This is a genomic window from Mesorhizobium sp. Root102 (assembly GCF_001425625.1).
In the GTDB taxonomy this organism is placed as follows: Bacteria; Pseudomonadota; Alphaproteobacteria; order Rhizobiales; family Rhizobiaceae; genus Mesorhizobium.
The window spans coordinates 15682-40647 of record NZ_LMCP01000007.1 but is presented as its reverse complement, the minus strand read 5'-3'; the positions used below and the strand labels follow the sequence as shown (position 1 = coordinate 40647).

Sequence of the window (24966 nt, the reverse complement as noted above, 5' to 3'; positions counted from 1 at the left end):
AATGGACGTCACCAGGGAGCGCAAACATCATGAGAAAATCATCGTCAAAGATCCGCGAGGAGATCGAGCGCCTGCATGATCAGCTGAAGGCCGCCGAGACCAAGGAGGCCGAGCGGATCGGCCGCATCGCGGTCAAGGCCGGCCTCGGCGATTTCGACATCGACGAGGCGAAGCTTGGCGAGCTTTTCGCCGAGATCGCCGGACGATTTCACACAGGAGGTGAGAAGCGCCGGCAGGCCGCGCCGAAGCCGGCTCAGTCTCCTGAAGGCGATGCTTGAGCGGACGATGAACATGCAACGCCGGCAATCGTCGCAAGGGCGTAAGCGCGATACTCGCGAAAAGATTCAGCTCGGCGGTCTGGTCGTGAAGGCAGGCCTTCGGACGGCCGATCGCGCCGTGATCCTGGGCGCACTGATCGACGCCGCACGACGCATGGACAAGCAATCGGAATTGGCGCGCCTGCGCGCGGTCGGAAAGGCAGCGTTCGGCAATGACAGCCAAGAAGCTCATGCTCACGATCGCGCCGGCAGAACTGATGATCGCAACGCTGTGGGGTCTGACTGGGATTGAGTCCTGGCTGGCTTCATTTGGAACATCCCATGCCGCCTATCTGTTTCTGGGCAAGCTCGGGCTTGCGCTTCCCTACGCCGCCGCCGGCCTTGTTGGCCTGATCTTTCTGTTTGCCGCCGCGGGCTCGGCATCGATCAGGTCGGCGGGCTTGAGTACGCTTCTCGGCGCGATGCTCGTGGTCGTGATCGCCGCGATCAAAGAAGGCGACCGGCTCCTTTCATTGACAGATCGTGTCGCCAAGGGAACGCTGTTGTCCTATGCCGATCCGTTTACGATCGGCGGCGCAACGATCACGCTGTTCGTCGGCGTGTTTGCGCTCCGTGTTGCCCTGCGCGGCAACACGGCCTTCGCGTCGCCATCACCAAAACGCACCATCGGCCAGCGCGCGATCCATGGCGACGCCGACTGGATGAAACTGGCCGAGGCAGCAAAGCTCTTTCCCGAAAATGCGGGCATCGTCGTCGGCGAGCGGTATCGCGTCGACCACGACAGCGTTGCCGCAAGCACGTTCAAGACGAGCGACCACGAAAGCTGGGGAAGCGGTGGCAGGAAACCGCTGCTGTGCTTCGACGGCGATTTTGGCTCTGGTCATGCGATCGTCTTCGCAGGTTCCGGCGGCTTCAAGACGACATCCGTGACTATTCCAACCGCACTGCAATGGACAGGTGGACTGGTGGTCCTCGATCCCTCGATTGAGGTTGTGCCGATGGTTGGCGCACATCGCACGTCACGCAACCGACAGGTCCATGTGATCGACCCAAGAGGCGCTGGAACCGGCTTCAACGCGTTAGACTGGATTGGAAGGTTCAGCGGCTCGAAAGAGGAAGACATCGCCGCGGTTGCCTCCTGGATCATGACCGACAACCCGCGGATTGACGCCGGGCGAAACGATTTCTTTCGCGGATCGGCGCAGCAGCTGATCACGGCCTTGATCGCCGACGTCTGCTTGTCCGGACACACTCCAGCGCAAAACCAGACGCTGCGCCAGGTTCGCGCCAATCTCGCCGAGCCGGAGCCGAAGCTGCGGACCCGGCTGCAGGAGATTTTCAATTCCTCTCAAAGCCCATTCGTCCGCGAAAATGTTGCCCCTTTCATCAACATGACGCCGGAGACGTTTTCCGGAATCTATGGCGCCGCATCGAAGGAAACCCACTGGCTGTCCTATGAAAACTATGCGGCACTCGTTTCAGGCAGTGGTTTCGCAACCGACGAGGTCGCTGCCGGCAATACCGACATCTTCATCAACCTCGACCTGAAGACGCTGGAAAACCATCCCGGACTTGCCCGCGTCATCATCGGCGCGCTGATGAACTCCATCTACAACCGCAATGGCGATGTTGAAGGCAGGACACTGTTCCTGCTCGATGAGGTCGCGCGGCTCGGCTTCATGCGGATTCTCGAAACCGCCCGTGACGCAGGCCGCAAGTACGGCATCAGCCTGCTGATGCTGTTCCAATCGATCGGCCAGATGCGCGAGGCCTATGGCGGGCGCGACGCCTCCTCGAAATGGTTCGAGTCCGCCTCCTGGATATCGTTTGCAGCCATCAACGATCCTGAGACAGCCGAGTATATTTCAAAGCGTTGCGGCGACACGACAGTCGAGGTCGGACAGACCAGCACGTCCTCGCGGATGAACGGAACGTCGAGAACCCGCTCGAAGCAACTCGCCCGACGCCCGCTAATCCTTCCACACGAGGTCATGCAAATGCGCACCGACGAGCAGATCGTGTTCACCGCCGGGAACCCGCCGTTGCGTTGCGGCCGCGCGATCTATTTCCGGCGCGATGACATGACCGACAGAGTCGGCGCAAACCGGTTCGGGCCGAAGAAGAAATGACCTGCCCGATCGGGCAGGCACTTCTCGTCAAGAAAGCTCCGGGGCTTCTCTACGGCGCATTTTGGATAGCGCGTTCAGCCCCTCCGCTTCGCCGCCCGGCAAGCGAGCGGCGGCCCTTCGGGCGGAAACACCTCCTTCACAATGAACTGCATCGCTGACGCAGATGTTCTCCGACAGGGATCGGATACGGCCGCCAGCTGAGGAGATCCCACGGCCCCGAAACTCGCTCGGCGAGCGTCATGGTCGAGGTAGGACTTGCGCGCTGCTGGAGCGATCCGGAGTTTGGCTCGTGCGTTCCCGGGCAAAACCAGGGCGCAGGGCAGCAATCGAGAATGATCAGCGCGATTAAGGCAGCCATGGTTCGGGACTTGGTCGTTATGTCATGACGCCAAAACAACGATGTCCACCCGGCGTTTGCTGTGGAGTGCTGTGTAGTACGGCGGAGCCGGAGCGACTGACCCATCACCACCACGAATCGATCACCATCGACCGATTCACGGAAATCGTTGGACGCCGCTTCCAGGGGAACCGAGAGTCCGGTCATGTCGAATGAACAAACAAGCCAGGTTCACCTGCGCCGTATCGATCCTACGCAGAACATGCGTCGGTTCTATATGCTCGCAATCCAGCCGACATTGTTTGGCGGAGCCTCGGTCATCCGCAACTGGGGCCGGATCGGCACAGGCGGACAATCGATGATGCAAACCTTCGATCAACCGCAAGAGGCGCAAGGCGCGTTCATGCGGCTCGCCCTGACGAAACGGCGTCGCGGCTATGGCGACGCCGACGCTAGCGGAAGCGGTTGACCCGGTACGGACTTCGGCCGGGCGATGAGCGCGAGCACGCTCGGCAAGAAGAGGCCTCTCTGGAGCAGCCGGTCTGTGGCTCGGGCTCCGGGCGCCGGTTCGTCAAAAGCGGCGGACAGGCCTCGCGCTTGGCCTTCAAGTGCATCTGCCGAAGAAGGCTGAAGGCCCCGCCTTGCGGCGAGGCCCTCTGTCCGGGGCTTCAGTCCCGGTTTGGTCGGGACCAGATCAGCTGGAGACCTTCCTCACCTTCCACCTCGATCAAGGTGGCGTAGATCGGAGCTGGGAAGCTCGGGTCGTCCAGCTTGACCGAGAGGTAGTCGCGGCCTTCGGCGGAGACCTTCTGCCAGGCGGCGCCCAGTTCGACATTCGCCGCTGCGAAGATGCGGAAGTGCGGCCCCTTGTCCGAGGGGTTCTCGACGCGGATCAGTTTGGCTTTGACGTTGAGGTTGAGGGTTTTGATCGTACCGGTGAAGCCGTTGCCGGTGGAGGTGAAGGTGCCGATGGTAGCCATTTGTCGTCTCCGTGAGTTTCTCGGGCCGCGACCACCGCGACCTCGATGGCGGTCGACAGACCGGAGGCGGTCGGCCCGCACCCTCCAGGCCGGAACGCCAGTGAAGGGCAGCTAGGACGAGACTTTCTTGTCGCGCGAGGAATGCCGGCGATCCGGGGTCCCACCACGTGGTGGTGGGGTGGTCCCGGCAGGGGAAGAAAGTAGCGGCCGGCTGTTGCGGGCTTGAGAACGAGGCGCAGCGCAGCGAAGACGGCCTTCGGTCAGACCAGCCACATCGAGGACGCAGGCGGTTGTGCCCTTCCATGAAACCACTTGCCAGACGAGGGGGACATTCGATCGCCATGATGACCGACAACGGCGACATCGGTCAGGCGGATCAATTCGCACCATCTCCGTCATGCGCATTGCACCGCGACAGCCAGTTTGGGGCGAAAGGGGCACGATCCGCTCCAATCGCCGGCCGAGAGACAACAGACGTGCTAGTGGAAACCGTTGAACCGTAGTCTGCTATATCAAGCAGGCGAGATCATTTCTCGCTCGGGAACTACGCTGACGAACAAGAAGACGCCGGAGAACTTGTCGATTTGACCTGCAGCCAGACCGACGCCTCTCGGGAAGCTGCCCCATGGCGGAGCCCCCAGGCATCGTTGAACGGCATGTTGCTGCGATTGGCTCCCATCCCATATCTGAGAAAATCGCACACTCCACGGAGCCAAAATGACAATGAGCCGCCATCAATGCGTGCGCGGTTGACTGAACCTGTGCGCCGAGATTGAGCCCGCAGAAGGATTTGGGATGGCCGAGCGCCATCCCGTTGAGCGGTGAGCGCAACATCACGCGGCCTCCGCGACCTGTGTCGCCTGTGGCTGGAGATCATGTAGATAATTGACCGCCCGCTGGGCATGGGCTGCCGCGGCGAAGATGAAACGCTTCTCGTTCTTGAGAATTTCGAGCCAGCTCGCAAGATAGCTTGCGTGATCGGGCCTCGGCTCGAGCTCAGGGACGATGCCGAGATCAGCCGCCAAGAAGCAACCACCCAGATCGGCCACGAGTTCCTCATGGGCCCTGGAGGAGCGATCCTTGTGATATCGCGAGAGATTGCGATCAAGCCGCTTCTCAGCACCAGCCCAATGGGTCAGCTCGTGCCCGAGGGTCGCATAATAACTGGGCGCGTCGCGGAAACTCTCGAACGCAGGCATTTGCACAATATCGAGAGCTGGATTGAAATAGGCCTGGTTCCCACCATGCCGGATGACCGCTCCTGTGTTGGCAAAGAAGATATCCGCATGTTCGATCCGCTCCAGATTGGTCGACGGAGCGGGACTGACGTAATATTGATCGGGAAGGCCCTCAATCTGGTCGGCGCAAAACACCGTGTAGGCCTTGAGGAACGGGATACCCCGCTCGACTTCCTCGCCATGTGCGTCGGTTTCGGTCCTGGTGAACCGGCTGGCGTAAACAACCATGGTGCCGGCCTCGCCCTTGCGAACGTGCCCCCCGAGCTCTGCGCTCTGCTTGAACGTCATCCAGACCGGAGACACAAAGCCCCTGGCGACTGCCTCCGCCCACAAAAGCAGTGTGTTGATCCCTTGATACGGCAGGCCGTTGTGACGGAGCGGCCGCGTGATGCGACCCGTCGTATTCGCAACGCTCCACGGTTTCACCCAGGGACGCACTCCCTTCTCCAGATCCGCGACGATGCTATCGGTGATTTTCGCGTAGATATCGACGCGGGGCTTGTTGCTTTTCCTGTCCATTTCAAACCTCCATTCGAGGCCGCGCCAATCGCGGCCGTCACGAGGTCCGCATGCGCAGGACCGCAGTCCGCGAACCGGCAGGAGATCGAAGGGGAAGCTGAGAACCGTCGCTTGCCGGCCGCAACGTCAGTGGAGGACGGCGCAGCCGTTTCGCGGGACGAGGACCGGAGCAGGACCATCATTCGTGGTGGCCGCGATTGGTGCGATCGCGACGACAGGCCCATTTCCATTTTCAAGTTCGGGGCTTTGGCACACGCAAAGAGGCCGGCGCCTCGAACGGACACCAGCCTCAGTGTGAGCGATCAGGCGGAGCCGAAGCTCCGCCCATTGGGGGGTTAGCCAAGGGCGGCCATCTGGAGATCGGCCGCCTGCCGGTTGAGGGTCTGGCCGGGGTTCTCGGTCTGGCGTTCGTAAGGCTTCCAGCTTTCGCCAACAACGTGCTCGTAGGCGGCAACGGCGCCCTCGGCCGCCATGCGCAACGCATGGGCCTGCAGGCCCATTTCGGCGGCGAATTCCCGCTTGCGCTGGGCCTTGCTGTCGAAGCCGACCGGACCGTCAATGTCCTCGTCGCGGGTGTCATTGGCGAGCTTGGCCGTGGCATCCTTCGCCTCGGTGACGGCCTTCGAGTAGAACTGGCCTGCTCCGTAGGCGGAGCCGACATGGGAGCCGACGATCCTTTGCAGGTGGATCTGCATGGCCTTCTCGGAAAGACCCTCGGAGAGCGTATCTGCGCCTTCGATCAGGCTGCGCTCATGGAAGTCACGGATGCCGTCACTGTCAAGGACGGGAAGGCCGAAGCTCTCGGAGATGAGGGACGCCTGGTTGCCATCCGGGCAGCAGAGCCGGACCATTTCGAGGGTCGTGCCTTTGCGGAGCTGGACGACACGGGCCTTGGACTTGGTGGAGCGGGTTGGACTGGACATTGAGCTTACCTTTCTAGCGATGCCCTTCAGGTGATCCGGCCCTTGCCGGTCTTGCCTGCGGGTGCGGTCAAAAGGAACCGGCGGAAGCTGGACGCTTCAGGGTCCGGAGCCTGCCAGGCGAGCGAGGTTGGCTTGCGGACAAGCGGGGCCAGTTCTTCACTTGCCCTGCGCAGGACGCGGGCCAGCCTTGCCGAGATCGGCGGGTTCCGGCCGCTCCGCGGCGCGATAGCGGCCTTGAAGCAACCAGCCGCAGGTTCAGACCGCAGCAAACCCGCCGGCAAGACGGGCAAGAGGTAGAAAACCGATAACGGCATTCGAGGGATAAGCTCCTGTTCAGCTCGGGACGCCCTTGGCCGCTTTTCCGCGTTGCCGCGTGAGGCATACCGCAGTTTGAACTTCGGCTCCGGCTGGTATAGGTGACCGGTGCCGGTCCGCCGTTGCGGATCAGATCTTTGGCCTGCTCCCACGTCGGACTGACGGCGCACGGTGTTCAATTCCGCAGCGAGGACAGTAGTGACAGACCAGAACGACGACTACGTCTATGACGACACGACAGGGGAATGGCGATCGGCTTCGGAGATGGCTGCCATTGTAGCTTTTGCCGGGCATGTCGAAGTTCGCGATGCTGCCGGCAATGTGCTTGCCGACGGCGACTCCGTCGTGCTCGTGAAGGACCTCAAGGTCAAGGGCGCGGGCCAGACCCTGAAGCAAGGCACGGTGATCAAATCGATCCGGCTGACCGACAATCCCGAAGAGATCGATTGCCGGCATGAAAGCCTCAAGGGTCTCGTGCTGCGGACCGAGTTCGTGCGCAAGCGCTAAACAAGGACAATTATCAGGCGCGCAACAGGTCTGGGGGCAGTCCGGCGCGCAGCGCCGCGCGTCCTGCCTTGCCAGTTTGCGCGACAGCGCATCGATCTCCTGCAGCCTTTACAGTGTGATTCGCGGCACGGCTCGACCGATACCGTTTCCAGAAAGGTTCTGGCATCGACAGGTTTGCCGCGTCGGTGGCCGGTACGCTGCGGCTTGAGCTGAGGAATGAGCGCGGTCATCCGGCATGACGATCTGTCGATCGATCACATCAAGCTGACGCTGGGTCTTGCCGGCGCGCCTCCTCCATAAGGAAAAGCTGCGCACGATGGTCTCCGGGGAACATCATCTGGCCCTCCCCTGCCAGCTGACGAAGCTGGACGGCCCGCCGTAGACGGCGTGGCGCTCCTGATCGATGACGAAGCCGAAGCGACCGACACGGTATTCATCCGAAGGAACAAGGAAGCGTCGCTCCTCGGCGCCCGGCCCGCGCTTACCGCCCGGGGTCGCGATGACCTCGGTGAAACCAGGCTCGTGATCGGAGAAGATCGCCGACACCACGATCCAGTCATTGGCGTGGTTGTCGAAGAAAGCGCGCTGATCCTTCTTCCAGGATTCGCCGGGTTCCAGCACCGAACCTGCGATCGCTTCCCAGGCATCCGGGAAACTGTCCTTCATCGTGCGTTCGGCGCAACGGCGCTCGAAGCCGGTGAAGAGGTGCGGGAAGGTGAAGGCGACGATCGCCCAGGCCTCGTCCTCCTCATAGGCTCCGCCGTGGACACGGAGCGTCGGATGAATGTTTCGATTACGCTGCGGCGAAAGCACGAACCCACCATGACCGGCAGTCGAATGAAAACCCACACCGTCGGCGTAGACTGTCGCCCCCTGCGACGGTCCCCAAGGCGTGCTTGCCGTTGATCGCTCTTCCCGCCGGCCGAGCGCGAGCTTCTCGCGCTGGTGTTGCGCCTGTTCCAGCACCTTAGCCCTGAACTCCGCCTCGTCGGCGAGATGTCCGGAATGGCCGTAGAAATCGCTGTGCGTCCATTCCGGCATGGGACGCCGCATGTGCCAGCCGGTGGCAAGATAGTGTCTGCCGTTTCGGGCAGGAACCATCGCGAAAGCCATCTCACCGACAAGCGCCACGGGAAAGCCGTCGGCGCTGCGGCCAAAAGAAACCCCCGGAAATCCGGGGGTTTCGTTGGTGCCAAGCTGAGATGCTGTCGTGGTCATGCGCCCATCCTCCCTTCGATGGAGGCAGACGCGACCTCGTCGGCCGTCACCTCGTCCAGAACGGCTTGCGGATATCCGTGCCGGGTCAGCCATTCCCCGGCATCCTGGCGGTTGGTGGCAAGATAGACGAGCTCGGCATTGTCCCCGGCGCGGTCGAATACGCGGACAGCGCCAGGCGAAGGTCGTTCGACGACCTTGAATGTCAGATCGCTGCCGAGCGAGAAGGTGCGATGGATCCGGATGGTGACGATGCCGTCGGCGCCGAGATCGCCCTCGTGGATCGTAAAGCGCGAAAACGCGATGCTGCCGACGCCGCGCTTGCCCTGCTTGCGGATCAATCGGCCCTGGCTGTTTCGAGTTTTCCAGGCTGAGAGTTTCTTGTTGTGCCGTTCTGGAGGACGAGAGGTTCCATCGGACCAGGATACGATCGAGCCGATGGGGGCGACATCATAGATCAACGAGGCGGACATGAGAGTACTCCTTCGATTTTGAGTTTGAAACGAAACCGCCGCCAGCGATGGCTGGCGGCGGGGGTGCATCTGGATTGATGGTTGAGGCGAAGACGACCTATTCGGCCGCGACTTTGTAGGCCTCGACGTTCTCGTCGGTGAGGGTCTCATCCTGGGTGGCAGGATCATCATCAATGCAGTCATGTGCCGGCTCGACGATGGCATCGCCGTCAGGCTCGTCCTGACCCTGCGAGATGGCATTGTCCTCGGGTTGCTCGACCGCCTCGTGCTTCTTCAGCCAGCCAGTGAGCTTTTGCTGATCGGGCGCAAACAGCGCCGACGAATGAACGAAGCGATCCTCCCTGAAATGCTCGGCCAGAGCCGCTCGGGTGTCCTTGACCCGCTGGCGGGGCAGGATTGGAGTGCCCTCGCAAGAACCCTCGAGCGCCGGGCGCGACAGGCACGACAGAAATTCTTCTGTGCCCATGTTGGCTAAGAAATTGTCCGCCCGGATCACGTCACCCGCGATGCGGGCGACCACGCCACTGGCCGAGCGGTTCTCCCGGCAAGACAGCACGTCGATCAGCAGGGAACGCACCACGATGCGCAGCGTGTCCATCTCGAACTCCAGCCGGCCTTCTTCGTTGAAGAGGCGTACCGCATGTTGACCAAAGCTCGCCGCCCCGTGATGAGAGATGTCGCGCGTGCCAGAGGCCACGGTCACGTTCTGGCCGGCAAAAGCCAAAACCAGCAGCGCCATTAGCGTGTCGTCCTCGATCGATGCCCGTGACAGCGCTTCGTGCAATGCGTCGGTGCGCAGGTCGCCGATCATCTCGATGCCCTTGCGGGTGACATCCGGGCGCGTCGTCACGGCGACCAGGGAATCGTCATCCCCGGCTGCGGGCGGCTCGCCCCTCTTGCCCTTGGACTTCTTCGCCTCGGGCATGCGATAGGCAACCGACTGCACCTTTCCATCACGGTCGAGATACATGGCTGTATGGTCGGACTTGCCGGTCTTGCCATAGACGCGCTCGGCCTTGGCAGGGAGCTTCGGCTCGCCCCACGGACCGCCTTCCACGATTACACCGCGCTTGGGCAGATTGTTTGCCATCCATTCCTGCTGGGCGCCGAGGAAGGCTTCGACATCGGTCGTGTAGCGGCAATCTTCGTCCGCCGGCGCAAACAGGTCTTCGACCCAGGCGATGCCATAGGCCCGCGCCAGGTCGTCGCCGAAGCTGGCGTGCCTGGCGAACATCCGGGTCTTGGCCAAGCCCTGCGCCACGTTCCACCACGACACCTGCGGATCGGCCTTGGACGGCTTGTGCTTCTTCCAGACCTCCTTCTGCTCGTCGAGCGACGCGGCCGCGATCGTGCGCAACTGTTGCTCGTTGGGCATGTCGCCCTTGGCCATGTGGTCGAGCATGGCTGGGAGCACGTTCGCCAGCAGGCGCAGTTTCCTGATCTGTCGTACCGGCAGCGCCAGCGCCACGGCGATGGCTTCTTCGGTCCAGCCCAGTGCTACCAGACGCTCGATCGCGCGCCACTGGTCGACAGGATTGAGCTGCTCGTGCGCCAGCGTCTCGGCCAGCGACCGCATTGCACCGCCATCCTCGGCCCTCTCGATCACCAGGACCGCGATCTCTTCCAGACCGGCCGCGATCGCCTGCTTGACCCGGCGATGACCGGCATCGATGACATAGCCATTGCCGCCATCCGTCTCCAGCGCAACGACAGGCGGCTGCACGATGCCGACGGCCCGAATAGTCGCAAGCAGCAACGCGTCTGCCTGCGGGTTGGACTTTGAGCGCCGGGCCTTATCGGGGTTTTCCTTCAACGCGCGCGGGTCGACAAACTTCAGTTCCATGGGATGTGCTCCTTCAAGCGTTTGCGGACGCGGCCTGTCGCCCGTCCTTTCCCGTCTTCTTCCCGAAGACACCCCTCGGACCGCTGAGCAGGCGGGCCGGTGCAACTGCGGCCGAGCATCCCTGTCCGGCTGGCCGAGCGGGGTTCTTGAGCCCTGCGCAGGACGACGGGCCGGGATCGCGAGCGGCGCGGTTGAGCGTCAGCGGCGACGGCTTGCCTGGTCTGCGACTGATTTTTCTCCTCCTTTCCCTCCCCGCTGAATCCGGATTGAATTCCACTTTCTGATGCTGCGTCATAATGATTGGCGTGCAGGATTCGAGATCAGCTACCTGGGACTTGCGCAGAATGCGGACGGACCACTTCCTGACCATAACCAGAACCGGTTGCTGCGGTAGTCGGGTGGGAATTGATGAAAGACACGAAAATGGCCGGTCGGGCCTGACGGCACGGCCGGCCTAAAACAATTGGATCAGGCGGCGACAGCTTCGATGTCACCCGCGCCTGCGATATCCGCCGCCAGCGACTTCTCGACGCCGGCAAGCTGCCTGCGCTTTTCGGCCAGTTCTGCCGCGAATGCGAAGTCGCCGCCATCACGAGACTGGTAGGAGGCGAGCCGGCGGCGCGCGTCGGCCAGGCTCTGGCGATAGCGTTCCTGCTCACCCTCGAAGTCGTCGAGCGAGTGTTCGAGGCGGGAGACGGCTCCGAGCGGCGTGACGGTGATCGGAAGCTCGATCTCGTAGCCGGAGCCCATCCGCAACAACTTTGTGGTATACCGATATCCGTCACGGCCGAAGCGTTCGCCGGCATATTCCAGGTCGAAGCCGCCGATCGCCGCGATGGTGGTCTCGCCCTCTTGGCCGAGCTGCACCAGGGTCAGGATCTCCTTCATCAGCGCCCTGCCCGCCTGCTTGCGCTCGCCATAGGCCTTGCCCATGACAGTCATGGCGAAGGCCTCGCCAGCAGTCGGAATCAGGCGCTCGATATCCTGGCCAACCTCCGCGATTCTTCGCATGCAAAGCTCGACGTCGCGTTCGGCATCACGGATATGCCGGCGAATGGCATGCCTGTCGTCGATGTGCGCCGCGCGCAGCCGCTCCAGCCGTGCGATATCGGCTTCCAGGCCTGATTTCTGCATAAGGCGCTGATCGCCACTCGCGATGGCTTTCGCCATAGCGAACTGGTTAGCCTGTCCCTCGCCGAGATCGTCCAGCCGGCGGATCGATGTGTCACCGGAGAGCGCGGCTGTGATGAACCGGGCCTTGCGCTCATTGTTCTGCCACATGGTCGCGTCGAGCGAACCTTCCGTGGCATAGGCGAAGATGTCGACCTCGTCGTGCTGGTTGCCTTGGCGCACGATCCGGCCCTCGCGCTGTTCGATCTGCGATGGCAGCCAGGGCACGTCGAGATGGTGCAGCGCTTTCAGCCTGAGCTGTGCGTTGACACCGGTCCCCATCGTCTCTGAACTGCCGACAAGGAAACGCACCTTGCCGGCGCGAACATCAGCGAACAGGCGCTGCTTGGCCTCGGTCTTCTTGAAATCCTGCATGAAAGCGATCTCGGACGACGGCACACCCATGCGGATGAGCTCGTCCCGAATCCAGCGGTAGGCCGAAAAGCCCCGCCTTTTCTCGACGCTGATGGTGCCGAGATCGGAAAAGATCATCTGCGCGGCGCCCCGAAGTTCGAAAGGTTTGCCGTCCGGCCGGACATAGGCGGCGGGTTCGGTCTCCTTCCAGATGCGCAAGGCGTTCGAGATGAGATTGTTGAGCTTGTTGTCGGGCTCGTTGTCATTGTCGGGATCGACCAGGCGCAGGTCGATTGCCGCGTGACGGCCGTCGGTGATGACCGAAAGCAGGATGTCGTCGCCAGGCTCGGGCGGCCGGTCGCGTTCCTCGATGGCCTTGATGCGTGCATCGAGCACCATCTGGTAGTGCCTGAAAGCCTGGCTCGGCTTCGATGTGATGATCTGCCGCTTGCCATTCGAGATCGCCGGCACCTTGACGTACTGGTGCAGGTCTTGCGGCATCACGACATCGGCGAAGGAGCGGAACAGCGAAATCAGTTCCGGCACATTGACGAAGCTGGCGAAGCGGGTGACTGGCTTGTACTTGCCCGACGGCTGAAGCTCCAGTTCTGTCGTGCTTTCGCCGAATGTGCTCGCCCAGGCGTCGAACTCGTGCAGGCCCCGCTCCAGCAGGGCAGCGTGGTCCATGAGCCGCTGGACGGTGAACATTTCGCCGAGCGTGTTGGTAATCGGCGTTCCCGACGCGAGCACCAGCGCCCGGCCCGGGTTCTTGGTCTCGATGAAGCGGGCCTTCACATAGAGGTCCCAGGCGCGCTGCGAGCCGTTCGGATCGACACCCTTCAATGTCGACATATTGGTCGCGAAACTGAGTTTTCTGTACTCGTGTGCTTCGTCAACGATGATCTGGTCGACGCCGATCTCGGCAATGGTGAGGAGATCGTCCTTGCGGGTGGCAAGTGCTTCGAGCCGTTTCTGCAATCCTTCCTTCAGCCGCTCGAGGCGCTTGCGCGAGACGCGATCATCGCTTTCGACCTTCGTCAGCAGATCTTCATAAAGGTCCACCTCATCGTAGACCATCTGCTGTTCAAAGGCTGAGGGGACACCGATGAAGCGGAAGGCCGAATGCGTGATGATGATGGCATCCCACGTCGCCGTCGCGGCGCGGGAAAGAAACCGCGCCCGCTTGTCCTTCGTGAAGTTGGTTTCATCGGCAACGAGAATGCGGGCGTTCGGATAGAGCGCCAGGAACTCGCGTGCCGCCTGCGCGAGGCAATGGCCGGGAACCACCAGCATGGCCTTGGCGATCAGGCCGAGACGACGCTGCTCCATGATGGCGGCCGCGATCGTGATCGTCTTGCCAGCGCCAACCGCGTGGGCGAGATAGGTCGCTCCGGCGGAGATAATGCGCCAAATTCCCCGTTTCTGGTGCGCGTATAGAACAAAGGCGCCCGAGGCGCCTGGAAGCTTCAGATGGGAGCCGTCGAAGGCCCGTGGCGCGATGTTGTTGAAGCGGTCATTGTAGACGCGCGCCAGACGGTCGGTTCGATCGGGATCGAACCAGATCCAGCGCTGGAAGGTCTCCTTGATCTTCTGGAGCTTCTCCTTGGCCGCCTCGGTGTCGACGACATTGAGAACTCGGCGTTCTTTGTCGCCTTCCCTAGAAATGTCGAAAATCTGCGGCACGCGGCTGTTCAGGGCGTCGGCGAGCAGCTCGCCGGCGTGGCGGCGCTGCGTGCCCCATTCGGATGTGCCGACGGCGAGATAGGCAAGTTGTCGTGAATCGACAGTCCATGACGCCAGTTCCGGCATGTGATGGATTCTGATGTCGACGTTCATCGTCTCGAGCACGAAGGCGACGACATCAGCTGCGGGGATCCAGGGTGCGCCGAGACGCGCGGTGATGTCGGAGGGGCGCAGATCGGCGGGCTGCACGCCCTGGAGCGCGCTGACGTTGCGCTCGTAGTCCGGATCTAGCGCGGCGGCCGCCTCCGCGATTTTCAGCTTGTCGCGGACATGGCCGGACAGATAGGCGTCGGCCGTCTGCCAGGAGCCGTCTGCGGGATCGCGGAAGATGGCGCTGCCCAGCTCCGCGACAGCGTCCTTTGCGTCGCGATGCAGCAGCTCGGCGATATGGTCGAGATCGACGCGGCCGCGTTCGTTTAGAACGACGGCAAGTGCATCGGCCGCGCTGACGATCACCGGCGGGGCGGGCGTAGAGATGACCTGTCCCGTGAAGATCGCGCCGGGTTTTGCGGTGTCATTTTCGAGATCGTAGTCCTCGATCGAGGCCACCAGCCAGCAATCAGGGTCGTCGGCAAAGGGCTGGAGGTTGGGCCGTCGATGGCTCTCGCGCGCCTCGCCGGTGTCCGGGTCCTCGGTGATCGAAATTTTGGTGTGGTTGATCGGGCCAAAATCGCGCACGAAGCTCGACCAGGCGATACGCAGCTTTACCTGCAGGTCCTTCCACGGCTGGTCGAGTTCCTGGGCTTTTAGGACCTCGCGCACCGCGTCGCGGACCGGGATCAGCTTCTTGATGATGCGGACATGCTTTTCGGGAACGCCGTCGGCGCTACGACCCTTCCGGACTTTCACCGTGACCGGTTCGCCGTCGATGACCTGCATGAGGCCCTGCCTGTTGTCGAAGAAGAAGCTGCCTTCGCGCACATGCCGCTTGACAGGCAGGTCGACGACGCACTGATCGGCAGCATTCTCCAGGTCGAAATCGATCTCGGTGGGATTGCCGTCATAGCGGTCTTCCGGAAGGAGATCGATGACGGCCGACAGCGAGGCTGAGAGGTCCTCGCCGACACGGGGCAGGCATGTATAAGTCTCGCCGAAGGGCCCGGAGGTAAGCGCGTGCGTGCCGAGCACGAAATCCGGATGCTGCGCGAACCACCGGTTGACGCGGATCGCGCCCTCATCTGCGGTTGCTCCCCGGACCTCCTCGGTGTCGAGCCATGACAGGTCGCCCTCTGGCTTGCCGATCTTGCGCTTGCGGAAGAACAGGATGTCGACCACGACATCCGTGCCGGCGCCGGCCCGGAAACTGCCCTTGGGCAAGCGGATGGCCGCGATCAGGTCCGCGGTTTTCGCGATATGCTCGCGGGCGGTCCTGTCGGCCTTATCGAAAGTGCCGCAGCTGGTCACGAAGGCAGCGAATGCACCGGGCTTTAACAGGTCTACGGAGCGCGCAATAAAATAGTCGTGCAGCCGCAGGCCGAGCGAGCGATACGTCCGATCGGAGCGCACGGTGCGATCGGAGAACGGCGGATTGCCGATAGCGAGGTCGAAGCTCGGTGGCAACTCCGTGCCGGCAAAATCGCCTGTGACGATGCGCGCCAGCGGCTGTAACAGCCGGGCGATGCGTGCTGTGACGGGATCGAGTTCGATCCCGGTGACGTGGGAAACATCGCGCAAGGACTGCGGCATCAGCGCCGCAAACAAGCCCGTACCTATGCCCGGCTCCAGCACGCGGCCGCCGCGCCATCCGAGACGCTGGAGGCCTGACCAGATCGCCCGGATGATGAACTCCGGCGTGAAGTGGGCATATTGGGTGCAGCGCGCTAGCGAGGCGTAATCGATCTCGCCGACGGCATCTTCCAGGTCTGAGCCGATCTCGCCCCAGCCCTTGCGGAAATCAATCTCGCCGGGGCGTCGGAATACACCATTGGCAAGGTCGGATGCCCCGAAGCCGGTGAACCGGATCAGCCGCTCCTGCTCCTCACAAATGGCAGGACGCTCGTCGGCCTCGCTCTCGGCAGCGAGCCGGATCGAAGCGATGTTATCGCGGGCACGATCCTTCCAGCCCCGGGCGAGACCGCGATCACCGGCAAGATAGAAGTTTGTGCCGCGCGTTTGGCACGGGGTCGATGGCGGCCGTGCGACTGCCGCGACCGGCATCGGTCGGGCTGGTGACGATGGATCGGGATCGTCGCCCTCTGGCTCGAAATGACCTGCAAACGCGGTAACACCGAGACCGAGCCCCGACGAATGCGCGGTATTGCCGAAGAGGTTAAGTGTAAAGGGGTCGTCATGAGACATGGGAAATCTCCTTGGATTTGAGGGCGCGCACGATCGCGCGGACGGCGTTGGCGGCCGCGTGAAGGGGCTGGCATGGTTGCAAGCGGGTTAGCGGGCGATCAGCGACAACGAGACTTCGGTCTCGGTAAGCTGCACGCTGAGATGCGTGCAGCGCAGGTTGCGATCGAATAGCGGGATCAGTTGCTCGGCATCGATGAATTGGATGCCGTCGTCACCGCCGAAATGGTGCTGCTTGTAGTGAAACCAGTCGGGATTGCCGATCGGGTGGCACTCTTCGGAATAGACGACGAGCGGGCGCTCGCCGTGTGGGAGTTTTCCGTTCGACATGATGTAGACCCCCTGGTCCCCAACCAGCCATACGCCGGGGATCTCGCCCTGACCGGGCTTGAAGCCATAATAGGGATTGCGGAAACCGCCGCTTTTGGCGGCATCGGTTTTCCCGCGATCGATGATCTTGCGAACGGCAAAAATGGGAAAAGTGAACATCGCCTCCCCCTCACGCAGCTGCGGCCAGGGGAAGGTGGCGCAGATGAACCGGTAGCTTGTCGGCAATCTGCTCTTCGGTCAGGTCATCGAGCAGCGTGAGCGTCGTGCCGCGACGTCTGCCATAAACAAGGATGGTTCGCTTGCCGCGATGCTCAGGCATCCAGCGTTCGCCGGCGTAACCACGATACTCGTCGTGGGTGGCGCTCCAGATATGCTCGATCCGTTCATCACGGGTCATCGCGCGGACCGCGCGTGACTCGCGTTCGATGATCGTGTCGCGCATCTCGACGGCGGAGCGGGAAACATCGAGATCGCAATAGCCGTGGAAGTAGCGCAAACGGCCGTCGATGCGGAGCGTGTAAAAAATGCTGGTGATGTGATCGGTGAGGAATTCGCGCAGCGCGAACATCTCGCCACGCATCCATAGCGGCGGCAGGATCTCGAGCATGTAATCGTGCTCAACGCGGGCGACTTCGAACCATTCACCAGCATAGAGCGGACCGGCATCGTCCTCGAAACGATTGGGGCGCTGCGCGTGTCGATCGAACATGCAAAACATCTGCCGGCGGTCGGGCACACCTTGGTAGATCTTGCGGATTGGAGAGGTAGCATTCATGAGGGGTCTCCTTTTGGCCTCGTGGGGCTGGAGTGCTCATCCTTGCGATGTCGCCATCCTCTTCAGCCCTTCCTGACCCCTCCCCGCGGCCGCCTCTCCGTCCGGCCGGGTCAAGGGCCGCGCAGCGGGCGAAGCTTCACCCTTGACGCGGCCGGCGGGCATGCGGCAGCCGGGTTTATTCTCCATTCCCCTCCTGCCCTTTCCGGTCGGGCTTGTGCTCCAGATCGGCGTTCCAGTCATCGTCCTGCGGACGCAGACGCTCGAAGTCGCAACTGGCCTGGACGGCAATCGCCAGGAGGCGATCCGCGTAGATGTCGCCTTGCGTGTTGTTGTCGGTTGCAGCGACCAGGAGCATCCCTACCCGTGCCGCTAGAGCGCGGATCGCCGCTTCGGTCGCCGGTGCCCAACCTCCGCCGGTGCTTACATAGAGAGTGTCGCAACGAACGCGTTCCAGTGCGGCGAGGCTCAAGGCATCGATCGCCGCTTCGGTCACGCATATGCGTCGCGCGTCGACCGGGCCGAGACGGAACAGCACCTTTGCACCAGCGGTGGAAAAGCCGCGCCATTGCGGACCACGTTCCTCCCAGCCGGTGATGGCGCCCTCGCCGTCCCTATGCGCGGCCCATATGCTTCCACGCGGACCTTCGCGCAGAAGATTGTCCCGCACGGCGGCGCGTACGACGCTCTCCGGAAGGTGACGCTTGTTACGCAGGTAGCGCCAGGTCATCGACCCAGGCCATGGCCTACGGCGCATGACCCATCGTTGGGGAATGGATGCGGTGGGTTCGATGTCACGCGCGGGCCGGCTCCAGATCGGCCCTGTCGGAACGAACCCGACCAGTGAAGCCACGCAGGCGAGGACCTCGACAAAGGTCACGCCCTCCAGATGCCCGACCAGGCTGAACACGTCGCCTTTGGCAGCGGACAGCGGATCGAACCATCCCCTGCCCTCGTGGATAACGATAATGATGTCGCAGTCGCGTCGGTATTTGACCGCCCTTCGAGTGCTTTGCTTCAAATCGATGGCAAATCCCGCCTGCTCCAGGACGGCGGCGCATTCCACACGGTTCCGCAGTTCTTCCAGTTCGTTCTTTTCCATTGTCTTGCCGGCGCTCTCGCGGCCGCCTTCCTTCCGGTTTCCTTTCCCCGCACCTTGCGGGATCGCTTCTGGACGCCGCGAAGAGCAAAGGAGGCAGGGGCGCGGCTGGCAAGATGAGCTATCGTGCGCCTTGCGCCGATCGCCGCTTGCGAGCCGCGGCGCAGCTTCCCTTGCCGCCGCTGCTCGCAAGCGGCACCTGGGGAAGAGGAAGCCGGCTCAATGAGCCGGCCCATACTGGAAGGGATCGAATTCGGCGATGGTTTCGACCTCGCCATCTTCGAGCTCGTCGCTCGGGAGAACACCGAGTTCACCACCGGACCTGAAGAGCGTGACCGGGACCATAAGGGTGCGGGCGAGGTGGAAGGCGTGGTTCTGCGCAAGGGAAAGGTCTTGAGACATCCGAGGGCTCCATCTTTGGAGCGGGCCAATTCCCGCTCGATGGCTCCGTCAGTGTCCGGCCCCGGTCGCGATCACCGCGAATGCGAAGCCGAGCGGCGGCAGCTTGCTAGCCGACCCCCAGCGGGTTGATCGTGGAAGATCCGGGGATGGACCAGGCAGCCATTACCGAAGAGCGGGATTGGATCGCGTCCTCAGAGGCGCTCGGCAAAGGTCATGCCTACCGCGAACCTCCAGGCGGCGCCCGATTCCGGCGCCTCCCAACGCCCGGAATGCATGCGTCCTCAGGGAGTGCAGGGAGCATCATTTGGCGAACTGGGTTCGATCAGGGCACCCTTTTCCCGTCAGTCGGGTCGGCGCTTGGGCTGCATTTCCATGTCGAAGTCGCGACGGCTGACAGATTGCCATTGGCATCATTCAGTCTGGACTCCAGGAATGCAATGCTTCTCCCGCGTCGCAGGAACTTGGCTATGCATGTGGCCGATCCCGTCTTCAGGGCGCTCAAGTACTGAAGCTTCATTTCCAGTGTCGCGCCGGCGCCACCGTAGGCATGACGCAGTAAATGCCCCATCGATATGTCCATCACGGTCGCAATTACACCACCATGCAGCGACCCCTGCGGATTGAATAGGAAGTCCCGAACAGGAAACTCGATGACACACGTCTCGTCCGGATACGAGATTTTCAGGCCAAGCAAGCGCGCCAGGAAAAATGTCCCGAACTCGGGCCTGTGCTCGTCCAGAGCAGTGTCGAAGGCTTGCCTCGCCAAGACCTCATCCATCTTACTTGTCTCCTGCGCGCCGATTTTAACTGCCATCGGCTAATTGGGCAGATTCTCGTCAGCCACGTCCGAAATCAGATTTCCAAACTCGGAAATAAACTCAGTGACGACCCTGAAGGCTTGTTCACGGTGGGCGCTGGTCATTGGGAGAGATTGGTAGAAGTCTCCGCGCCCGGCGATGGCCAGACCATTGAGCAGCCCATACATGTGGAAGAGTTGTCCGACCTGCCGGCTCAAGGGCGTTACCTGTGCAGCCCTTTGGAGCACGTTCGCGCCTAGATGCATTGTAAAAAAGGACCCATGCCCGCAAAATTGTAGGGGAACGCCACGGCTCTCGACATAAGTCTGCAAGCCTCGGCGCATCGCTTCGCCCTCCTCGTGGAATGCGTCTGCACGCTGCGGAGTGAACACCTTGGTCAGTCCGGCAAGACCGGCGGCCATCGTGCAGACATTGTTGTTGAACGTACCGGCGTGACGCAGAGCATCGGCCCTATAAGGGTTGTATGCTTCCATGATGTCGGATCGTCCCCCGAACGCACCCGTAGGCAGCCCCCCGCCCAAATACTTGCCGAGCGTGGTCAAGTCTGGCCGAATATCGAGCTGCCCTTGCATGCCACCCGCTCCGCAGCGTGATGTCTTGACCTCGTCGAAGATAAGCAGCGAGCCCCCGGCTTGCGTCTCCCTCCGCAGCGTCTGCAGAAAATCGCGCCCTCCTGGAATATTGCCGGCAGCGCCGAGGATTGGTTCGACGATAACAGCCGCCAGCTCAGCAGCGTTCTGTCGTATCAGGAGCGTGGCTGCTTCGCAGTCGTTGTACGGCGCGACTACGTAGTCGAAGGGAAGATTGATCGGGCTTCCGGCGTTGGCGAAGACAAGGACCCCTCCATGGTATGCACCATCGAAGACCATGATTTTTTGCCTTTGCGTGAAGTGCCGAGCAGTAAGCAACGCAAGAATGTTTGCTTCGGTCCCTGAATTGCAGAAGCGGAGCAGTTCCATGCTTGCGAAACGCTCTTTTATGACCTGCGCAAGCCTCGCCTCGTATTTGTTGGGCGCGGCCAGGACAATGCCGCCATCCAACGCCTCGACAATCGCCTCGCGGATTGCCGGGTCCGAATGGCCATATAGGCCGGCAGAAAACTCGCCTACGAAATCGATGTAATCGTGCCCATCCAAATCCGTGACTTCGGCTCCCTGTCCAGCGATCATCGTCAGCGGAAAGGGTTCGTAGAAAAGGACCGAGCGCGTACTGCCTCCGGGAAGTGCGCCCCGCGCCTCCACCGCCGCGTTCTCGCTTCGCGGGTTCCTTGCGGCGAAGTCGCGTCTTAATCGCTCGGTGGAGTCTCGGAGCTGTTGTGTAGCGCAACCGTTCGACCGCATGTTCATTGGTCCTGTCAAAATTCGTCTCTAGAGCGTTCAATCAAGCCGAGGGACGTCAAAACCGCCAGTGCGAGGCACGGGATCATCCGGTATTCGCCACTCCCCGCGCTGCGCTCTTAGTAGCCATTTCTCCTATCCCGCTCGAGCCGGGCCGGGTCCCGCTCATTCGGGTCTCCGTACCCGCCGCCGCCGGGGGTATTGACGTCGATCCAGTCTCCAGGTCGCAACACGTAACCCTCCCCCTTGGAAAGATGCTCAGGGACTTCGATCTTTCCACCGCGCGAGATAACGATCTTGTTAGGAGCACCTGCCTGCCCCCCAAGAGTGCCCGGGGGACCTTGCCTCCCATGGTCCATGAGGAATGATGCGGTGCCGGTTCCGCGCAGCATCTTCATACGGTAGCTCACACCAAGGCCACCTCTGTACTTTCCGGGGCCGGCAGATCCTTCGCGAAGCGAATAGTGTTCGAAAAGAACCGGATGTCGAAGCTCGAGCACCTCAACGGGCTGGCTCTTCGAGATTCCGATAGTGGCGCATCCATTGCTTATGCCGTCGCCGGCCCACCATCCTCCGTAGCCGCCGCCTGAGAAATTGTACATCACGTACGGCTCCCCAGTGTCTGGATCGATGCCGCCAAGGCTGAGATTGCCGCTCGTTCCAGCGGGTGCCGCAAAAATTTTGTCAGGGATAGCAGGAGCAAGTGCGAGCAGTATCGCTTCGATGATGCGCTGGGAAACCTCGGCGGCTGACCCGGCGGTCGGCCTTGGATATTCCGCATAGAGGAATGTTCCGTGTGGCTCACGGACCATGATTGGGCGAAAGCATCCCGCGTTCATTGGCACATCAGGAAAGATGTGTTTCAGCGCGATATAGACAGCGCTGAGCGTCGTCGCCCACACCGTGTTCATCGGCCCCTCACAAGGCTGGCTTGAACCCTCGAAATCGACATGAATGTCGGAGCCAGATACCTCAACGCTTGCGCGAATTTCGAGAGGCTCGTTAACAACCCCGTCGCTGTCTACAAATGCGACGCCCCCATATGTTCCGTCGGGAATAGTTTCAATATGCGACCGCATGAGCCGTTCCGAGCGGAGCTCAAGCTCGGCGATCGCGCTGTCGACAATTTCCTCGCCATATCGGTCGAGCAAGGCAGTCAGGCGCCTCGCACCGGCTCCGAGCGCCGCGATCTGGGCCTTTACGTCGCCAAGCGAGTCCGAGGGAACGCGAATGTTGGCGAGGATGAACTGGAGAATGTCGTTCTCTATTGCGCCTTTCTTCACCAGTTTCACCGGCGGTATGCGCAGTCCTTCCTGGTGGATTTCAGTCGACTTTGTCGTGAACCCACCTGGGACGACGCCGCCAGTATCTCGCCAATGGCCAACATTGGACAGGTAAGCCCACAAACGTCCCTTGTAGAAAAATGGACGCACCATCCGCACATCCATGAGATGTGAACCGCCCAGATATGGATCATTCACAATGACGATGTCTCCGTCTTCGAGATCATCTCGCAGTTTGATCACGGCGTTCGTTGTGACAGCCAGTTGGCCGAGAAAGATCGGCAGTCCAAGTTCGCCCTGAGCTATCATCCGCCCGTCCTGACGGTGATAGATGCCGTTGGCTCGGTCGTAAGCCTCGGAGATAATGGGTGAAAATGACGTCTTCTCATGGACCAGGTCCATTTCCGTGCAGACCTGCTGAAGCCCCTTCTCAACAACAGTAAGCGTCACCGGATCGACGTTCACCGGCCCGGAGGGCTTCTCTTGACGGAGTGCTGCTTCAGACATCTCATTTTCCTCAAGCGGAGTTGCTTTGGGTTACACGTAGACGAGAATGTTGCCGATATTGTCGACATGGGCTGTAGACCCTGGGTTCAGGACTAGTGTGCTGTCTGGCTGCTCTACGATAGCGGGACCTTCGATGACGGCGCCTTCAGGCAACTTCTCCCGGACATAGGTCGGGGTTCTCAGCCACATTCCATCGAAATACACATCCCGCGAACCGGTCACCGCATCTTCGATCGTCCCGGGCTGCGGCTTGAAGATCTGCAAATCGATACGCTCGCGAACGCCCGTAATTGATGTGCGCACATTCACCAGCATGGGGCGCATTTCTGGAAGAGACAGGTCGTAGCGGGCCTTGTACTTGGCCACGAAGGTTTCGTGCAAAGCCTCCGGGTCGAAGCTGGATCCCGGCATCGCGACACGCAGCGCATGCGATTGGCCACGGAAAAGCAAGTCGAACTCGTGCATAATTTCGACCCGGGTGACGCTCACCTTTTCTTGCGCCAGTAAATCGCGACCGGCCTGCTCCTGGGCATGCAGGATTCCTTCAATCGTAGCGGGGTCAACGTTGGAAAGCACTTCGTTGACGGTCTGGACAAAGTCGTGACGAACGTCAGCGAGAACGCATCCCAGGGCCGAATTCAGGCCAGGATAGCGCGGCACCAGAACGCGAGGAATGTTCAACTCGCGCGCGATTGCCACGGCATGCAAGGGCCCTGCGCCACCAAATGGCATCAAGGCGAAATCCCTGGGATCATGCCCCTTCTCGATCAATACCAGTCGGATCGCCCCTGCGAGCTCGGCATTCGCTACTTCGAGGATCGCCGCAGCGGCCTCATATCCATCAAATCCAAGTAATCGGCCGATCCTTTCTTCAAGGATCGAGGCGATCCGGTCGAGCGGGGCATCCTTCGACGAGCCGGTAATTGCGTGCGGATTAAGCCGTCCAAGCAGGAAATTGGCGTCGGTGATGGTTGGCTCGGTGCCACCGCGCCCAAATCCAATTGGCCCGGGGAAGGAAGCCGCGCTTTCAGGCCCCACACGTATCATGCCTGCTTTGTCCAGGCGGGCAATGCTTCCGCCGCCTGCTCCAACGGTATGGATGTCAATCATGGGAATTCGAATTGGCACGGAGTATGCCAGATCTTTCTCCGCGGAGATTATCGGTTCCCCATTTGCAATGATCGCAACGTCGAAACTCGTGCCACCCATGTCTCCGGTGACAAGATTATCGATGGAAGCGTGCCTTGCGATGGCGGCAGCAGCCAGAACACCGGCGGCGGGTCCCGACATGACCGTGTGAACGGCGTGGCGACTCACCAGCGACGACGCCATCATGCCGCCATTGGCCTGCATGACGAGCAATTCCTTTTTGAACCCCCGCTGTTTCAACTGGGCGGCGACGTCGGAAATGTAACGGCTGACCACCGGCCCAATTGATGCATGTATCGCCGCGGTGCTTGTGCGCTCGAATTCCCGCATCTCGCGCATCACTTCGTGACTGGCAACGACATGCTCATTCGGCCACATCTCACGCAAGATTTCGGCCGCGCGAGCCTCGTGTTGTTCGTTGATATAAGAGTGTAAGAACATCACGACGACGGCTTCAGCGCCCATCTCTAGCAGGCGGCTGGCGGTGGCGCGCACCCCTTCTTCATCCAAAGCGGTGATGACGTTACCTTTTGCATCAATCCGCTCAGCGACCTCCAGGCGCAGATCGCGTTCTATGAGCGGCTCGAATGTACCTGAAAGACCATAGGCGTTCGGCCTGGTCCTTCGGCCGATCTCCAGAACGTCGCGGAAGCCTTGAGTGGTAATCAACCCGCAACGTGCGCCCTTTCGCTCAAGAACCGCGTTAGTGCCCGCGGTAGTCCCATGAATAAGCCAATCGATTGCTTCGGGCCGTGCATCGAGCGCTTCCAGCCCCGCCAGGAAGCCGCGCGAGCGATCGTCGACCGTGGTCGGCACTTTTGCCGTGCGAAACGTCGAGCTTTTGGAGTCTATCAGGAAGAAATCCGTGAACGTGCCGCCGACATCCACACCAACGCTTATGCTCATGACAGCCCACCTAGCAGGAGACTTTTTCCGAAAATCAGAACTTT

The 24966-nt window shown here is 61.5% G+C and carries 20 protein-coding genes; 5 read left to right on the top strand and 15 right to left on the bottom strand.

What is annotated here, in order from left to right; genetic code table 11:
* Positions 1–29: 29 nt before the first annotated feature.
* The 4 genes from ASD12_RS08380 (at position 30) to ASD12_RS08370 (ending at position 3213) form a co-directional block, all read left to right on the top strand.
* The gene (locus tag ASD12_RS08380; RefSeq protein ID WP_056584017.1) at positions 30–278 is read left to right on the top strand and encodes a TraC family protein; all 249 of its coding nucleotides are present in this window, start codon (positions 30–32) and stop codon (positions 276–278) included.
* Positions 279–285: 7 nt separating this feature from the next.
* Positions 286–570 (top strand): conjugal transfer protein TraD, encoded by a 285-nt coding sequence (gene traD, locus ASD12_RS32895; RefSeq protein WP_348271712.1) that lies wholly within the window; start codon positions 286–288, stop codon positions 568–570.
* On the top strand, positions 491–2407 hold the full coding sequence (gene traG, locus ASD12_RS08375) for a Ti-type conjugative transfer system protein TraG (protein WP_056584014.1): 1917 nt from the start codon (positions 491–493) through the stop codon (positions 2405–2407). Before traD ends, traG begins: the two co-directional genes overlap by 80 nt.
* A 542-nt stretch (positions 2408–2949) precedes the next feature.
* Positions 2950–3213 carry a WGR domain-containing protein gene (locus tag ASD12_RS08370; RefSeq protein WP_056584011.1) on the top strand — a complete coding sequence of 88 codons (264 nt, stop codon included), beginning with the start codon at positions 2950–2952 and terminating at the stop codon, positions 3211–3213.
* 199 nt (positions 3214–3412) lie between these two features.
* Here ASD12_RS08370 and ASD12_RS08365 read toward each other — a convergent pair whose 3' ends face one another.
* The 3 genes from ASD12_RS08365 to ASD12_RS08350 all read right to left on the bottom strand — a co-directional run bounded on the left by ASD12_RS08365 (position 3413) and on the right by ASD12_RS08350 (position 6404).
* Positions 3413–3724: a DUF736 domain-containing protein gene (locus ASD12_RS08365; RefSeq protein WP_056584009.1), complete on the bottom strand. Its 312-nt coding sequence runs from the start codon at positions 3722–3724 to the stop codon at positions 3413–3415.
* Positions 3725–4557: 833 nt separating this feature from the next.
* A complete protein-coding gene (locus ASD12_RS08360) occupies positions 4558–5481 on the bottom strand; it encodes a zincin-like metallopeptidase domain-containing protein (protein WP_056584006.1) in 924 nt (307 codons plus the stop codon).
* 335 nt (positions 5482–5816) lie between these two features.
* Positions 5817–6404 carry a hypothetical protein gene (locus ASD12_RS08350; RefSeq protein WP_056584000.1) on the bottom strand — a complete coding sequence of 196 codons (588 nt, stop codon included), beginning with the start codon at positions 6402–6404 and terminating at the stop codon, positions 5817–5819.
* 513 nt (positions 6405–6917) lie between these two features.
* Between ASD12_RS08350 and ASD12_RS08340 the strand changes: the two genes are divergently transcribed.
* Positions 6918–7226, top strand: a complete 309-nt coding sequence (locus tag ASD12_RS08340) for an alkylphosphonate utilization protein (RefSeq protein ID WP_056583995.1) — start codon at positions 6918–6920, stop codon at positions 7224–7226.
* Positions 7227–7559: 333 nt separating this feature from the next.
* Here the strand turns inward: ASD12_RS08340 and ASD12_RS08335 are convergent, their stop codons facing one another.
* From ASD12_RS08335 to ASD12_RS08280, 12 genes are all read right to left on the bottom strand, one after another.
* Positions 7560–8444, bottom strand: coding sequence for a hypothetical protein (locus ASD12_RS08335; RefSeq protein WP_056583994.1), 885 nt, complete (start codon positions 8442–8444; stop codon positions 7560–7562).
* A complete protein-coding gene (locus ASD12_RS08330) occupies positions 8441–8914 on the bottom strand; it encodes a hypothetical protein (protein WP_056583993.1) in 474 nt (157 codons plus the stop codon). The genes ASD12_RS08335 and ASD12_RS08330 overlap by 4 nt, the downstream gene beginning before the upstream one ends.
* 97 nt (positions 8915–9011) lie before the next feature.
* Positions 9012–10757, bottom strand: coding sequence for a ParB N-terminal domain-containing protein (locus ASD12_RS08325; RefSeq protein ID WP_056583991.1), 1746 nt, complete (start codon positions 10755–10757; stop codon positions 9012–9014).
* Positions 10758–11225: 468 nt separating this feature from the next.
* Positions 11226–16322, bottom strand: coding sequence for a DEAD/DEAH box helicase family protein (locus ASD12_RS08320; RefSeq protein ID WP_056583989.1), 5097 nt, complete (start codon positions 16320–16322; stop codon positions 11226–11228).
* An 87-nt stretch (positions 16323–16409) separates the two neighbouring features.
* Positions 16410–16808 carry a DUF3085 domain-containing protein gene (locus ASD12_RS08315; protein WP_056583987.1) on the bottom strand — a complete coding sequence of 133 codons (399 nt, stop codon included), beginning with the start codon at positions 16806–16808 and terminating at the stop codon, positions 16410–16412.
* A 10-nt stretch (positions 16809–16818) separates the two neighbouring features.
* Positions 16819–17424: a DUF1419 domain-containing protein gene (locus ASD12_RS08310; protein WP_056583985.1), complete on the bottom strand. Its 606-nt coding sequence runs from the start codon at positions 17422–17424 to the stop codon at positions 16819–16821.
* Positions 17425–17599: 175 nt separating this feature from the next.
* Positions 17600–18523 carry a DUF3991 and toprim domain-containing protein gene (locus ASD12_RS08305; RefSeq protein WP_056583982.1) on the bottom strand — a complete coding sequence of 308 codons (924 nt, stop codon included), beginning with the start codon at positions 18521–18523 and terminating at the stop codon, positions 17600–17602.
* Between the two features lie 216 nt (positions 18524–18739).
* Positions 18740–18922 (bottom strand): hypothetical protein, encoded by a 183-nt coding sequence (locus ASD12_RS08300; protein WP_056583979.1) that lies wholly within the window; start codon positions 18920–18922, stop codon positions 18740–18742.
* Between the two features lie 322 nt (positions 18923–19244).
* Positions 19245–19700, bottom strand: a complete 456-nt coding sequence (locus tag ASD12_RS08295; RefSeq protein WP_056584258.1) for a PaaI family thioesterase — start codon at positions 19698–19700, stop codon at positions 19245–19247.
* 39 nt (positions 19701–19739) lie between these two features.
* Entirely contained in the window at positions 19740–21086 is a 1347-nt protein-coding gene (locus tag ASD12_RS08290; RefSeq protein ID WP_082525312.1) for an aminotransferase class III-fold pyridoxal phosphate-dependent enzyme, read from the bottom strand.
* A 110-nt stretch (positions 21087–21196) separates the two neighbouring features.
* Positions 21197–22867 carry a hydantoinase B/oxoprolinase family protein gene (locus ASD12_RS08285; RefSeq protein ID WP_056583975.1) on the bottom strand — a complete coding sequence of 557 codons (1671 nt, stop codon included), beginning with the start codon at positions 22865–22867 and terminating at the stop codon, positions 21197–21199.
* Positions 22868–22897: 30 nt separating this feature from the next.
* Positions 22898–24922: a hydantoinase/oxoprolinase family protein gene (locus ASD12_RS08280; RefSeq protein ID WP_056583974.1), complete on the bottom strand. Its 2025-nt coding sequence runs from the start codon at positions 24920–24922 to the stop codon at positions 22898–22900.
* Positions 24923–24966: the final 44 nt, after the last annotated feature.

Coding starts and splice junctions, on each gene's coding strand:
- traD (WP_348271712.1), top strand. CDS start 286: ATGAACATGCAACGCCGGCAATCGTCGCAAGGGCGTAAGCGCGATACT.
- ASD12_RS08370 (WP_056584011.1), top strand. CDS start 2,950: ATGTCGAATGAACAAACAAGCCAGGTTCACCTGCGCCGTATCGATCCT.
- ASD12_RS08310 (WP_056583985.1), bottom strand. CDS start 17,424: ATGAATGCTACCTCTCCAATCCGCAAGATCTACCAAGGTGTGCCCGAC.
- ASD12_RS08315 (WP_056583987.1), bottom strand. CDS start 16,808: ATGTTCACTTTTCCCATTTTTGCCGTTCGCAAGATCATCGATCGCGGG.
- ASD12_RS08285 (WP_056583975.1), bottom strand. CDS start 22,867: ATGTCTGAAGCAGCACTCCGTCAAGAGAAGCCCTCCGGGCCGGTGAAC.
- ASD12_RS08330 (WP_056583993.1), bottom strand. CDS start 8,914: ATGTCCGCCTCGTTGATCTATGATGTCGCCCCCATCGGCTCGATCGTA.
- traG (WP_056584014.1), top strand. CDS start 491: ATGACAGCCAAGAAGCTCATGCTCACGATCGCGCCGGCAGAACTGATG.
- ASD12_RS08325 (WP_056583991.1), bottom strand. CDS start 10,757: ATGGAACTGAAGTTTGTCGACCCGCGCGCGTTGAAGGAAAACCCCGAT.
- ASD12_RS08300 (WP_056583979.1), bottom strand. CDS start 18,922: ATGTCTCAAGACCTTTCCCTTGCGCAGAACCACGCCTTCCACCTCGCC.
- ASD12_RS08335 (WP_056583994.1), bottom strand. CDS start 8,444: ATGACCACGACAGCATCTCAGCTTGGCACCAACGAAACCCCCGGATTT.
- ASD12_RS08380 (WP_056584017.1), top strand. CDS start 30: ATGAGAAAATCATCGTCAAAGATCCGCGAGGAGATCGAGCGCCTGCAT.
- ASD12_RS08280 (WP_056583974.1), bottom strand. CDS start 24,922: ATGAGCATAAGCGTTGGTGTGGATGTCGGCGGCACGTTCACGGATTTC.
- ASD12_RS08360 (WP_056584006.1), bottom strand. CDS start 5,481: ATGGACAGGAAAAGCAACAAGCCCCGCGTCGATATCTACGCGAAAATC.
- ASD12_RS08320 (WP_056583989.1), bottom strand. CDS start 16,322: ATGTCTCATGACGACCCCTTTACACTTAACCTCTTCGGCAATACCGCG.
- ASD12_RS08305 (WP_056583982.1), bottom strand. CDS start 18,523: ATGGAAAAGAACGAACTGGAAGAACTGCGGAACCGTGTGGAATGCGCC.
- ASD12_RS08350 (WP_056584000.1), bottom strand. CDS start 6,404: ATGTCCAGTCCAACCCGCTCCACCAAGTCCAAGGCCCGTGTCGTCCAG.
- ASD12_RS08365 (WP_056584009.1), bottom strand. CDS start 3,724: ATGGCTACCATCGGCACCTTCACCTCCACCGGCAACGGCTTCACCGGT.
- ASD12_RS08290 (WP_082525312.1), bottom strand. CDS start 21,086: ATGAACATGCGGTCGAACGGTTGCGCTACACAACAGCTCCGAGACTCC.
- ASD12_RS08295 (WP_056584258.1), bottom strand. CDS start 19,700: ATGGATGAGGTCTTGGCGAGGCAAGCCTTCGACACTGCTCTGGACGAG.